This is a genomic window from Methyloceanibacter caenitepidi (assembly GCF_000828475.1).
Lineage (GTDB): Bacteria > Pseudomonadota > Alphaproteobacteria > Rhizobiales > Methyloligellaceae > Methyloceanibacter > Methyloceanibacter caenitepidi.
Window position 1 is genome coordinate 1577933 of sequence record NZ_AP014648.1, and the last position, 12970, is coordinate 1590902.

The 12970-nt window shown below is 63.0% G+C and carries 12 protein-coding genes and 1 tRNA gene; 7 read left to right on the plus strand and 6 right to left on the minus strand.

Annotation, left to right across the window (positions count from 1 at the left end; genetic code table 11):
* The first annotated feature begins 140 nt into the window (after positions 1-140).
* Positions 141-1436, plus strand: a complete 1296-nt coding sequence (locus GL4_RS07375; protein WP_045366235.1) for an adenylate/guanylate cyclase domain-containing protein — start codon at positions 141-143, stop codon at positions 1434-1436.
* Between the two features lie 166 nt (positions 1437-1602).
* Positions 1603-1959, plus strand: coding sequence for an aspartate 1-decarboxylase (gene panD, locus GL4_RS07380; RefSeq protein WP_045366238.1), 357 nt, complete (start codon positions 1603-1605; stop codon positions 1957-1959).
* Between the two features lie 22 nt (positions 1960-1981).
* On the opposite strand, the gene GL4_RS07385 is transcribed toward panD, so the two are convergent.
* Together GL4_RS07385 and GL4_RS07390 are read right to left on the minus strand one after the other, a co-directional pair.
* Positions 1982-4066 carry a protein-L-isoaspartate(D-aspartate) O-methyltransferase gene (locus GL4_RS07385; RefSeq protein WP_425283188.1) on the minus strand — a complete coding sequence of 695 codons (2085 nt, stop codon included), beginning with the start codon at positions 4064-4066 and terminating at the stop codon, positions 1982-1984.
* A 118-nt stretch (positions 4067-4184) separates the two neighbouring features.
* Positions 4185-4904 (minus strand): SIMPL domain-containing protein, encoded by a 720-nt coding sequence (locus GL4_RS07390; protein WP_045366244.1) that lies wholly within the window; start codon positions 4902-4904, stop codon positions 4185-4187.
* A 174-nt stretch (positions 4905-5078) separates the two neighbouring features.
* Here GL4_RS07390 and GL4_RS07395 point away from each other — a divergent pair.
* From GL4_RS07395 to GL4_RS17495, 3 genes are all read left to right on the plus strand, one after another.
* Positions 5079-5155, plus strand: a tRNA-Ile gene (locus GL4_RS07395).
* A 245-nt stretch (positions 5156-5400) separates the two neighbouring features.
* Positions 5401-6696, plus strand: coding sequence for a dicarboxylate/amino acid:cation symporter (locus GL4_RS07400; RefSeq protein WP_045366247.1), 1296 nt, complete (start codon positions 5401-5403; stop codon positions 6694-6696).
* A 150-nt stretch (positions 6697-6846) separates the two neighbouring features.
* Positions 6847-6987, plus strand: coding sequence for a hypothetical protein (locus GL4_RS17495; protein ID WP_156137451.1), 141 nt, complete (start codon positions 6847-6849; stop codon positions 6985-6987).
* A gap of 68 nt (positions 6988-7055) precedes the next feature.
* On the opposite strand, the gene GL4_RS07405 is transcribed toward GL4_RS17495, so the two are convergent.
* Complete coding sequence (locus GL4_RS07405) at positions 7056-7751, minus strand: sulfotransferase family 2 domain-containing protein (RefSeq protein WP_045366250.1); 696 nt, start codon at positions 7749-7751, stop codon at positions 7056-7058.
* A gap of 74 nt (positions 7752-7825) precedes the next feature.
* Positions 7826-8218, minus strand: a complete 393-nt coding sequence (locus tag GL4_RS07410; protein WP_045366253.1) for a TerB family tellurite resistance protein — start codon at positions 8216-8218, stop codon at positions 7826-7828.
* Between the two features lie 171 nt (positions 8219-8389).
* On the opposite strand from GL4_RS07410, the gene GL4_RS07415 reads away from it, so the two are divergent.
* On the plus strand, positions 8390-9433 hold the full coding sequence (locus tag GL4_RS07415) for a mitochondrial fission ELM1 family protein (RefSeq protein WP_045366256.1): 1044 nt from the start codon (positions 8390-8392) through the stop codon (positions 9431-9433).
* A gap of 107 nt (positions 9434-9540) precedes the next feature.
* Positions 9541-11199 (plus strand): energy-dependent translational throttle protein EttA, encoded by a 1659-nt coding sequence (gene ettA, locus GL4_RS07420; protein WP_045366259.1) that lies wholly within the window; start codon positions 9541-9543, stop codon positions 11197-11199.
* 6 nt (positions 11200-11205) lie between these two features.
* Here ettA and GL4_RS07425 read toward each other — a convergent pair whose 3' ends face one another.
* Together GL4_RS07425 and GL4_RS07430 are read right to left on the minus strand one after the other, a co-directional pair.
* On the minus strand, positions 11206-12042 hold the full coding sequence (locus GL4_RS07425; RefSeq protein ID WP_045366262.1) for a class I SAM-dependent methyltransferase: 837 nt from the start codon (positions 12040-12042) through the stop codon (positions 11206-11208).
* 115 nt (positions 12043-12157) lie between these two features.
* Positions 12158-12964: a peptidoglycan-binding protein gene (locus GL4_RS07430; RefSeq protein ID WP_045366265.1), complete on the minus strand. Its 807-nt coding sequence runs from the start codon at positions 12962-12964 to the stop codon at positions 12158-12160.
* Between the last annotated feature and the right edge of the window lie 6 nt (positions 12965-12970).

Below are 12970 nucleotides of genomic sequence, written 5' to 3' on the forward strand. Positions count from 1 at the left end.
GGCAACGAACCCGCCCTCAAGCAGCCGCTAGGCGGTAGGGCAACGAACCCGCCCTCAAGCAGCCGCTAGGCGGTAGGGCAACGAAAATGTGAGGCATCGGCCCGGATGCGGACACGGAGTTGCGTGATAAGGTCCGCGTCATGACGGATACATTGATTCATCATCTCAAGGATGCGCCGCCGCCCCCGCTGGGGCCGTCAGACACGGAGGCGTGCGTCTCCGGGCAGATCGCCGATGCGATCATCGCCTCGGGGCTCACCGATCGCCCGATCGGCGACCTGATCCAGACGGTCATGGACCGGCTGACCCAGGCCGGCGTGCCTTTGGCGCGGATGATGGTCGGCTTTCGTATCCTGCATCCGCTTTTCGACGGCATGACGATCGCCTGGACGGCTGAGAAGGGCGTGGAGGTGGAGTACTTCCAGGCCCTCACGGAGGACAATCCGGATTTCACGCTGAGCCCGTTCTACTGGATGATCAAGGGTCAGGTGGCGGAGCTGCCGCTGCGGCTCGACCGGGATGCGATGGTCGACAAGTTCCCCCTGCTGCAGCGCCTGCGCGATCAGGGTTTCACGGGCTATTACGCGCGCGTGGTCTCCTTCGGGGACGGGCCCATGCAGGTCGGCACCACGGACGGGCTGGCGCTGTCCTGGTCGACGAAATCGCCTGCGGGGTTCTCGGAGCGGGATATCTGCATCATGCAGCAGATCCTGGCGCCCCTCTCTTTGGCTTTGCGGGTGATGATCAAGGATCAGATCGCGAAGAACACGCTCAACGCGTTCCATGGGCCGCTTGTGGGCGAGCGTATCCTGTCCGGTACGGTCAAGCGCGGCGACGGCGAGCGGCTCGCGGCGGCGCTGTGGTACAGCGACTTGCGCAACTCGACGGGGCTTGCGGACCAGCTCTCCGTGGAAGGCTTTCTCGAATTGCTGAACGTCTATTTCGACTGCGCGGCCGGCGCCGTGATCGAGGAGGGCGGTCAGGTGCTCGATATCGTGGGCGACGCGATCCTCGCGTTCTTCCCGGCCGACGGTGCCGGCGAAGAGGCGGCGGCCACGTCCGCCTTGCGGGCGGCGCTCAAGGCGCAGGAGCGGCTGGCCGATGCCAAGGCGCAAGATTGCAAATGCGCCGTCGAGATCAATTTCGGCGTGGGCGTTCATTTCGGCGAGGTGGTGTTCGGCAATGCGGGCACGCGCGAGCGCCTGAAATTCGGCGTGATCGGCCGCGCCGTGAACGAGGTCGCCCGGACCCAGGACATGTCGAAGCTGCTGGGCCAGCCCATCGTGGCGACGGACCAGGTGGTCAGCCGCGCGCGGCCCGAAGCGGGCCTTCGGCTGAACGATATGGGCCTGCACGATTTGCGGGGAATTCCGGTGGCGAAACGTCTCTGGGCCCTGCGGCACAATGCCGATATTGCGCCCGCTAACGGCCAGTAAATGTGGATTTTTTGGTTGAACTGTCATAATTGACGGGTAGAAAATCGCAGTTTCGCGCGGATGTTGCGTTGCAACACCCCGGCTCTTGCTCTATATGCACAGGCAAGAGCAATGGGCCCCGATGAGGGCCCGCTTGGGATTCGTACTGGAATCTTGGGGCGGACAATTGTTCCTGACCATGCTGAAGACAAAGCTGCACCGGGCCACGGTGACCGGCGCTGACATGCATTATGAGGGCTCGATCGGGATCGATCGGGACCTTCTCGATGCGTCCGGAATATTGCCCCATGAGCAGGTCGATGTGCTGAACATCAACACCGGCGCGCGCTTTACGACCTATGCGATCGAGGCGCCGCGCGGGTCGGCAGAGATCGCCGTGAACGGCGCCGCGGCACGTCTCGTCCAGAAGGGCGACAAGGTCATCATCGTTGCGTATTGCCAGCTCCCGGCAGAGCAAGCCCGCAACTACCACCCCAGCGTGGTCCTGCTCGGCGAAGACAACGAGATCGTCTCGAAGTCTTAGAGAGCGTTGCGCGCGAGCACACCTACAACCCGAACGGAAACGTCTCATCAGGCCCATGAGGATGGGCTTGCGGCCTTGCGTCGACCGCCTGCGTCTCGGTGAACCAGATCCACGCGTCGAACTGCTTCGATAGTTCCGCCTGGAAGTAGTGAGACAGCAGTTCCGTTTCCGGCCGGTAGATGACGCCGATGGCCCGTTCCAGCATGGGCTCGGCAAGCGCTTCGCGGATGCTGTCCTTCTGTCCCCCTCCCGTCTCCAGGAAGAAGGCCTCGATGCCGGCATCGCGCGAGCGTCCCTCGTAGGAGTCGTTGCGGGCCGGGCGAACGCGTTTGATCTCCATGGGCTCGTCCCAATTGGAGGCGGCGGCGACCGTTCCGCGATCCGTGCCGAAACCGATGAGTGCGCAATCCTCGCCGAAACGTGCGCGCGTCAATTGCCCGATGTTCAGTTCGCCGCGCACCTGGCCCATCTCGGTGAAGACCGCATCGCCGATATGCGAGTTGTGCGCCCAGACAACGGCCTTCGCGTCGGGCCCGCGGTGCTTCAGAAGGCGCTCCAGCGTGTCGAACATGTGCTGGTCCCGCAAGTTCCAGGACTGAGCGGCGCCGTAATACATGATGCGGTAATACTGCTCGGCCGCTACGACGATGCGGGCATTCTGCTCCGCGTTGAAAAAAGCGCTGCCGTCGCGGGCCAGATACCCCAAACGCTTCCGCAACAGATCGACCAGGGCCTGGGTGACGGGTCTCTCGCAAAGCGCATAGCCCTGCGACAAAGCCATGCGGCCATAGCGGGCCGGGTCCGATCGGAACGGGGCCAGGCAGCCATAGCGCTCGCGGGCGATGCGGGCGGTCTGAGGATCGACGTTGTCCAGGTAGTTGAGCACCACGCCGATCGAGGTCGCCAGGCTGTAGACGTCGAGCCCGTAAAACCCTGCGCGCCTGTCGGGATCGGCGACGCTTTCGTTGATGGCTTTTAGCCGCTGGAGGAAGGCGTTGACCTGACCGTTACGCCACATCCAGTCGGGGAAGCGAGTGAAAGCACTGGCGGGAACTTCCGGCCGGGGACGGCCCCGCACGAAGGCGTCGTAGACCGCAGCGTCCGGCCAGTCGGCCTCTACTGCGACGATAGTGAACCCGTGTTTTGCGACAAGCATCTCGGTGATGCGTGCGCGCGCATCGTAAAACTCGGCGGTGCCGTGCGTTGCCTCGCCGAGAAGGACCACGCGCCGGTCCGCGAAGCGCTCCGCCAGTGCAGTCAGTTCTGTGAGGTCGCCGAACGGCTCCGCAGCGCCGGCGATCAAGTGACTGAGGTCGGCGCGCGGGCCCCGTGCCTGTGGCGCGGGCGTCAGCAGCCCATTGGCGAAGCCCGAGGTTTCGGAATCGATTTGGGTTTCCGTCTTGGCTTGGCGCGGTGCCTCCCAGCCTTCTTCGCCGATAAGGGGAACGAAGGTTACGCCGCCATGGTCTTCCTGTTCGAAGGTATCCTGTCCCGTACGGCGAACGCGCACGAGAGTCTGGTAGAGATCCCGGCCCACGGGGATGACGAGACGTCCGCCAATCGCGAGTTGCCGCTTCAACGCGTCCGGAACTTTCGGACCGCCTGCCGACACGATGATGGCGTCGAAAGGCGCCTGTTGCGGCCAGCCCTTCGTGCCGTCGCCGCAGATGATCTCGACATTGTCGTAGCCGAGCCGGGCCTCCCTCTCGCGCGCCAGGTCGGCAAGCTCCTCGTGTCGCTCGACGGCGTAAACGGACGACGCTATGCGGCTCATCACGGCGGCGGCGTAGCCGGACCCGGCACCGACCTCGAGCACGGTGTCGCCCGGCCTGATCTCGGCCAACTCGATCATGCGGGCGACGATAAAGGGCTGCGAAATGGTCTGTCCCGCCGCGATCGGCAGGGCAGAGTCCTCATAGGCGAACTCGGAGAGGGGCTGCGACACGAAGGCTTCGCGCGGCACCTGCGCCATTGCCGCGAGCACATGGGCATCGCTAATCCCGCGTGCCTCGAGATGGCGCGTGACCATTATCGCCCGGTCGTGGGCGTGCGGGTCTTGGGCATGACTGTCTTCCACGCCCGGGGAGTCTCCGAGTGGCGACATCATGATCGAAGATTACACGATGTCGCGACCGCCGACCTTGATTCTGATCAGGGGACGGCGCGTTTTGGAGGGGGTCCGAAACCGACCGAGACGCGCCGTTGCCCGGTATGTCAAATGAGCCTTACCTAAGCTCCCAAGTGACCTGGACTTTCGCTTCGACCGACATCGTGCCGCCCTCGACGGGGACCTGCTTCGCTTCGGCCATCATTGGGGCCGCATCCGCCATGGCGCGATAGGGGCGGGGCGTATAATCGCCGTTCTCGGCGATCTTGACGACCGGGCCGAGTTCGACGCCGGCCGCTTCCGCATAGAGCTTGGCGTTGTCGGTCGCATTTTGCATGGCCAGTTTCCGGGCTTCGTCCTTCATCTTCTCCGGTTCAGCAATTCCAAAGCTGATTGAGTTGATCTCATTCGCGCCCGCTTGGACCACCTTGTCGAGGACATCGCCGAGCTTGTCGGTGTCGCGCACGGTGATGTTCACGTTGTTGCTGACCCGGTACCCGGTGATGAACGCGGCCTGCTCGTCTTTTTTCCGTTCGTAGATCGGGGACACGGAGAAGTCCGTCGTTTGGATGTCCTTCGCCTCGATGCCGGCCTCCTTGAGCGTGTCGACCACCTTGGTCATCGCGTCGGTGTTCTTGGACAGCGCGTCCTGCGCGGTCTGCCCCTCGGAGGTCACGCCGGTCGAGATGCTCGCCATGTCCGGCGCGGCCTTCACGGTGCCGGAAGCGGACAGCGAGATGACCCGCTTGCCGCTTGCCGCGGACGCGGAAAACGGGAGCGCTGCGGCAAGCACGGCGAGGGCGGGGACAAGCAGCCGAAGTGGACGGGTGTAGGTCATCGATAGGCTCCAGAGATTGCGGGTTGGTCCTTGAGTTTGGGCGCCATAAGGAATCTGCTATGAGGCGGAATTGTGAGGTTGGGCAGAACGCTCTACAAGGCCAGCCTCTGTCGCGCACGAATCGTTACGCGCGGCGTGTGACGTTCGGATTATCATCCGTCTCTCGCATATAGGGGGCCCGTAGCTCAATTGGTTAGAGCCGGCGGCTCATAACCGTCTGGTTGCTGGTTCGAGTCCAGCCGGGCCCACCAAATCATTCGTAACCAGTTGTTTTAATGTTGCAAACGCCGACTGTCTGGAGTCCTGCACTTGGGCCGCTGCAAGGTGCAGGCTCGGCGTTCCGGCCAACACGGCCCGCGCTTCCGAACGCAACTCTCCTTGGCAGTATGGCAGTCGCAAGCGAAGACCTGTCCCCCGACATTCGCGGTTGACACCGATGCGATAGAGATGCGGCACTCGAACCGCTTCCTTTCGGCCCGCTTGAGGAGAAATCTCGGTGCGCAAGCTTGCCCTCCACTGGCAGATACTCATCGCCATCGTCCTTGCGGCCATCGTCGGGTCGATCGTCAAGCATTTCACCACTGAGACTTTCGCGCCGGGGTGGTTGGGTGTCAGCTTTGTTTCGGTGTTCGAGTTTATCGGCGCGATCTTTCTCAACGCCCTGAAAATGATCATCGTGCCGCTGATCACGTCGTCGATTGTCGTCGGCGTGGCCGGGATCGGATCCGGCGGCAATATCGGCGCGCTCGGCATCCGCACGCTGCTTTTCTACGCCGTGACGACGCTCGCCGCGATCCTGATCGGTCTCATTGCCATCAACGTCATGACGCCCGGCTATGTCGATGGGCGGCCCGCCGGCGACATTCTATCGCTCGAGGCGCCGGCCAACGATATCAGCGAGAGGATCGAGGGAAGGGGCGCCGGCGACGTCGTGGAGCTTTTCAAGCGCCTGGTGCCGCCGAACATCGTCATGGCCGCCGCTGAAGGACAGATGCTTGGGCTGATCTTCTTTTCCATTCTGTTCGGCTACTTCATGACCACGCTTTCGCATGACTACGCGGATCCCTTGTTCAAGTTCTGGAACGGCGTGTTCAACGTCATGATGCACATGACCGAGTTCATCATGAAGTTCGCGCCCATCGGCGTGTTTGCCCTCATTGCGGCCGTGATCGCCGAAACGGGGTTCGCGGCGGCAAGGCCTTTGGCCAATTTCGCGCTCGCGGTTCTCGCAGCGCTCCTGCTGCATTCGCTGATTACGCTGCCACTGCTCTTGCGGTTCATCGGCAGGGTCAAACCCTTTGCGACGATGCGGGCCATGTCGCCGGCCCTGCTTACCGCGTTTTCCACGTCTTCGTCCTCGGCGACCTTGCCGGTCACGATGGATACGGTCGAAGAGAAGGTCGGTGTGTCGAACCAGGTGTCGAGCTTTGTGTTGCCGCTCGGCGCAACGGTGAACATGAACGGGACGGCGCTCTACGAATGCGCGGCGGCCATGTTCCTGGCTCAGGCCTACGGGCTGGAGCTCAGCTTCGGCGTGCAATTCACGATTGTCACGATTGCGCTCGTGACATCGATTGGCGTCGCCGGGGTGCCGTCCGCCTCGCTGGTGGCGATTGCGATCATTCTTGCTGCCGTCGGGTTGCCGGTGGAAGCCATCGGGGTGCTCCTCGTGTTCGACCGGGTGCTGGATATGTGCCGCACCAGCGTGAATGTCTGGGGCGATGCGTGTTGCGCCACCATCATCGCGCGGCTGCGGGGAGAAAAAACCAACGTCGCCATCGACGCGCGCTAAGCTCCAACGCCTCCGGGCGTCCGAGCCACAATTCGGGTCATTTCAGGGCACACTGCCTTAGTTTGTGTCCGTGCGGAACCAACCCCAAAGAGCCGCGTTCTTCCGTCCGCCTGCAGCGATTGCGGGCGCGTTCAAACGGAGGAATAGACCATGAAGTATTTCGTCACCATGCTCGCTCTCGCCACCACACTTGCCGCCGCTGCACCGGCTTTCGCCGGCCCGGACAACCAGGCCGACTGCGAGGCCGCTGGCGGCACGTGGAACGCCGACAGCAACTCCTGCACGGAGTAGGTCGTCGCGCGGAGCGGCGGGCCGGACGCGGCCTGCCGCACGCGCTCACGAGACCATCAGACAACTGATTAGAAATCGTAACCCAGCAGCTTGATTTCGGGCTGATACCAATTCGCCACCTGCTCTTGGAGCGCCGGCGTGTAATAGCTGCGGTAGCTGCGTTCCGAATCCTTGTTCGGCGTCACATTGACTTTCGGCACGCTGACCGGGGTTTCGACGCCGGCTTGCCGGAGTGCCGTGTTCAGATCCTCTTCCAAATTCTCGTAGCGGCCGAGGAAATCGACGGCCAGCGCTCCGTCCAGCATGTAGAGCTCGTGATTGTCCACATAGGCGGTGGGCCGCTGCATGTAGCGCTCGAAGCTGGGGCGCGTCTTCTTCGACTTGGTCTTGTAGTGGTACCAGGACACCTGCCGGTCCCACGGATTCCGGTCGAACGCGAACTTGAAGTAGCTGTTCCAAACATCCTCGCCCACATAGTTGCGGACGCGCCAGGCGGGCATGTGCTCGTAATAGCCGATGGTTGGATGCCAATAGCGTTCGGGCCGGCCGAGAAGCTTTCGCCAAAGCGGCCGTTGCGGCTTCAGCGGATGATCGATCCGGTAGTTCTGCGGACCGAGGCCTTTGCGGTCTTTCTCGCTCGCCGCGCGATAAGGCGTAATGACATCGTCCGGCCCGCAGAGCTGCGAAATCGCGGCTTCGATCGCCGTGCCGGCCGTCTTCTTCGTCTTGATGAAGATGAATTTGTGCTTGTGTGAGAGGATCATGGGTCCGTGTGCCGCGAGCCGTGCGGGCCGGACCCTAGTCGGTTCGGGGGCGCTTTCGCAAGCCGGATTGCGGCCTACTCGTGAAGAGAGGCCGCGAGTTCCTCGAGAAGTGCGCTGAGATGGATCTCCGAGATATGGAGTGCCCTGGCCATCTCGTGCAGTTCCTTGCGTTCTTCACCGGCCACGCGGTTGTCCGCGAGGAGCACGCGATAGGCGGCGCACAGGATCTCGTCTTTCGTGGTGAGGTCCAGAGAGGGAGCCAGATCCGCGAGAACGTCGCGGATATCCTCGGCTTCGTTCTGGTGCGCCGCGCGCGCGACCGCATCCGCCCCCAGCGCGTTCCCGGTGCAATCCTTGAAAATCTCCTGAATGAGACCAACCTCGCGCGAATCCAGGTGCCCGTCGGCGCTCGCCATGGCGACCATGGCTTTCAAGATCACATCGCAACTGCTCGTGTCGTCGCTCACGGAGGGCTCCTTCTCTGGCGTGACGGCTCGGCCGCATCGCGGCTGGGCGGATTGTGCGGAAACAGGCCCGGTTTGCCAAGCGCGCTTGAAGGTCTTCGACTTGAAGGCCTTTGAAGAGGCCGCCAGGGTGCGGTATCAACCTGCCGCCGGACCAGAAGGGTTGCCGCATCGATGTCAGACACAAAGCCCCTTCGGGTCATCTTCCTCGCCGACACAAGGCCTGGGCATTACCACATCGCCCAGGGCGTGATCGCGGCCCTGGCGCGGTTGCGGCCCGTCGAGGTGACCCGGATCGAGGTGAAGCGCAAATGGATCGTCCCGACCCGGTGGCTGCGGGCGCGCATCAACGCCGACACCTTCTATCCGCCGCGTATGTTGCGCATGGCCTATCGCATCGACGCGGACACGCTCCCCGAAGCCGACCTCGTGGTCTCCGCCGGCGGCGAGACGCATATGCCGAATATTTGCGTTACACGGCTTCTGGACGTGCCCAACATCTTCTGCGGCTCGCTCTTGCGGGGGCTGGAGCCGGACAATTTCAGTCTGATCATCTCATCCTACGAGCGCGACGAGGGCAGCGACCGGCACCTGGTCGTGCTGAAACCGTCCTCCATCGACCCCGACGAACTCGGGCGGCCCAAGACCGTGCCGCGCTACGGGCCGGAAAACCTGCCGAAGACCCTGGGCCTCCTCATCGGCGGTCAGGCCGGAGGATTTCGCTATCGCGACAGCGAGTGGGCGGCGCTGCTCGCCTTCGTCGCGGCAGTGTCGAAGGCTTGGGGAACGCGCTGGCTGATCTCGACCTCCCGGCGCACGCCCGACAGCGTGGCCGACCGGATCGACGAAATGGCGCGCGATGAGAGCGTGGTTCAGAAATTCATCGACTTCCGCACCGCCGGACCCGGCACGCTGCCGCAAATCTTCGCCAAATCGGACGCGATCGTTTGCACCGAAGATTCCAGCTCAATGATCTCCGAGGCGGTGTCGGCGCGGCTGCCCGTCATTGGCGTGTCGCCCCGTGCCGCACGCTTCACCGAGGACGAGCAGCTGTACAGGGACTTCATGATGGGCAAGGGCTGGTCGCGCACCATCCCCATTGCCGACCTGACGCCGGAGCGCTTCGCCGAGGTTCTGTCCACAATCGAACCCTTGCAGGAAAACCCGCTCGACGCCCTGGCGCAGAAGCTGAAGGCCCGCCTACCGCAGCTCTTCTAAAGGGCATGTCACCACGTGAGGTTTATCCCGCATTGAGTTGGTCCGCCCAATTGGCTACAAGCGCGGGCAAATTTCCTGAATTCGACTAACACGCCAAGGGACCCTGAATGGCCAACCCGCAATACGTCTACGTCATGACCAAACTCAACAAGACCTATCCCGGCGGGAAGCAGGTCTTGAAGGATGTGACCCTCGCTTTTCTCCCGGGCGCCAAGATCGGCGTCGTCGGCGTGAACGGCGCCGGTAAATCCACACTGCTGCGGATCATGGCGGGCGACGAGAAGGAGTTCACTGGAGAGGCCTGGGCCGCCGAAGGCGTGCGCGTCGGTTATCTGCCCCAGGAGCCCCAGCTCGATCCGGCAAAAGACGTGATGGGCAACGTCATGGAGGGCGTGGCCGAGAAGAAGGCTAAGCTCGACCGCTATAATGAGCTGGCCGTGAACTATTCAAACGAGACCGCAGACGAGATGGCACAGCTCCAGGACGAGATCGATGCCCAGGACCTGTGGGACCTCGACAGCCAAGTCGAGCAGGCCATGGATGCGCTGCGCTGCCCGCCTGGCGATGCGGACGTGAGCAAACTGTCGGGTGGCGAGCGGCGCCGCGTGGCGCTCTGCCGGCTGCTGCTGGCGAAGCCGGACATCCTGCTGCTCGACGAGCCGACCAACCATCTCGATGCGGAGAGCGTCGCTTGGCTCGAACATCACTTACGCGACTATCCTGGCACCATCGTGATGGTGACCCACGACCGCTACTTCCTCGACAACATCACCGAATGGACGCTGGAGCTCGATCGCGGGCAGGGCGTCCCCTACAAGGGCAACTACTCGTCCTGGCTCGAGCAAAAGCAGAAGCGGCTCGAGGTCGAGGGCAAGCAGGAAGAGGCCAAGCAGCGCACGCTCGCCCGCGAGCTCGACTGGATCCGCGCGAGCCCCAAGGCACGGCAAGCCAAGTCCAAGGCCCGTATCAAGGCCTATGACGAGTTGCTTGCGGAGGCAGGCACGGACAAGACCGCCAAGGCACAGATCACCATTCCGCCGGGCCCGCGGCTCGGCGACGTGGTGATCGAGGCGGACGGGCTGGAAAAGGCCTTTGGCGACAAGCTGCTCGTGGACGGCCTGTCGTTCAAGCTGCCGCCCGGCGGCATCGTGGGCGTCATCGGGCCGAATGGCGCGGGCAAGACCACGCTGTTCCGCATGATCGTGGGGCAGGAGACGCCGGACAACGGCGATATCCGCGTGGGCGATACCGTCAAGCTCGGCTACGTGGATCAGTCCCGCGACGCGCTCGACGAGAAGAAGACGGTGTACGAAGAGATTTCCGAAGGCGCCGAAGTGGTGACGCTGGGCAAGCGCGAAGTGCCGTCGCGCGCCTATGTGGGTTGGTTCAACTTCAAGGGCGGCGATCAGCAGAAGAAGGTCGGCCAGCTCTCGGGCGGCGAGCGCAACCGCGTCCACCTCGCCAAGATGCTGAAGTCAGGCGCGAACCTCATCCTGCTCGACGAACCGACCAACGATCTCGACGTGGAGACGCTATCTTCCCTCGAAGCGGCATTGGAAGACTTCGCGGGCTGTGCGGTCATCATCAGCCATGATCGCTTCTTCCTCGATCGCATCGCCACCCACATCCTCGCCTTCGAGGGCGACAGCCACGTGGAGTGGTTCGAAGGAAACTTCGAGGATTACGAGGAAGACAAGAAGCGCCGCCTCGGCGAGGACGCGGTTCTGCCCAAGCGCATCAAGTACAAGAAATTCGCGCGAGGGTAGCCGGTCCTAGTTCTCAGGCTTCACGAATTTCAACGTCATCCGGTCGCTCTCGCCGATGGCCGCATATTTTTCGCGGTCCTCGTCACCGAGGCGAAACGAGGGAGGCAGCGTCCAGACGCCCTTCGGATAGTCTTTCGTATCCTTCGGGTTGGCGTTGATCTCGGACTTGTCCGCCAGCTCGAAGCCGGCGTTCTCGGCCAGGGCGATCACGTAGTCCTCGTTGACGTACCCCGATGCGGCCTTGGGATCCTGCTTCACCTTGGGATCGCCGCGATGCTGCACGACGCCGAGCACACCGCCCGGCTTGAGCGCCCTGTACATAGCGGCGAACGACGCCTCTTCGGTGCCCGCCCGCATGAAGCTGTGCGTATTGCGGAATGTGACGATGAGGTCGGACGACTCCGGCGGCGCGATGTCGCCGTCCTTGGTCACCGTCGTCCGTTTCACCTGGCCGTAAAGCTCAGGCGCGTCCTTCAGCTTCTGGTCGAATGCTTCGAGAGATCGCTGCAGGGCTTCATAGGACGGGTCGCTGGGAGCCTCGGCGGCGTAGAGCGTTCCAGTATCCTTGAGATAAGGCGCGAGAATTTCCGTGTACCAGCCTCGGCCGGGATAGATCTCAACGACCGTCATGTCCGGCCGGATGCCAAAGAACGTCAGTGTCTCGTACGGATGGCGGTAGGTATCGCGTGCCGCATTCTCGGCCGATCGGTGATCGCCCGCGATGACCTCTTTCAGGCGCTCGTCTTGGGGCGGCGACTGCTCGGCGTGCGCGCTGGCCGAGGTGAGCGCGAGGCATGCGGCGATGATCGCCAGAAAGGCGGAACGGGTACGTACTGAGCTCATGGTCTCCCCTTGTGTGCTGGAACCCGCAGGATTGCGGGTAGAGGGTAGCGGCGGTTGGTCGTGCAGGGACACTCGCACCGATTCTAGACCAGGACATGGCAGCGTTAGGGCTCGATCAGGCCGCCTTCTTGGCGGATCTCTCTAGGGCGGTCCACGTCTTCTTGCCGACGATACCGTCGGCCTTGAGCCGGTGCGCGGATTGAAATTCCATCACCGCGAGTTCGGTCGCAGGGCCGAAATCGCCGTCGATGGCGAGAGGATAGCCGAGCTCGTGCAGCTGTTCCTGGAGATCGCCCACGGCCTCTCCAACTGAGCCGCGATGGAGGACCGGCCGCGTGTCCGGTGTCATGCCGGAGAGGATGAATCCTTCAATTCGTGCCAATGCGGCTTTGGCCTTGGCCGTGTAGCGGCGCCGGTCCTCGAGACCGTTCAGGCCGCCGTTGATCTTTTTGGTGACCGCGATGATGTCGTCGCGGTCGCAGTCCGGATTGATCTTGCGGCGCTTCCAGTACTCGCATGCGATCTTGAGCGAGAGTTGCGGCTCCTCCGCAAGGAGCGGGTTGTCCTCTAGATCGACACCCAACGCCTTGCCGACATCGCGGTAGTTTGCGCGGCCCGTGAGCTGGATCAGGCCGCGCCCCTTGTATCGCGGCCCATCGCCTTTTTTGATGTTCCCGAGGTCGCGCCTTCCTTCCAGGTACCGTCCGCTTCCGAACTCTTCCGTCGTCCGGAAGCCGGCGGCCTCATGGCAGCACTGGCCGAGAAAATGCGCGATCCTGAGCCGTGTATTGATCCCGTATTCGTCGAGCGTCGAAGCCAGGATAGGACTGATACCTTCGATAATCTCCGCCTGCCGCCGAGCCTTTGCGCCGCTGAATCGGGGCGCCACCTCAAACATTATCCGTCCGTCGATGGGAATCATGATTGC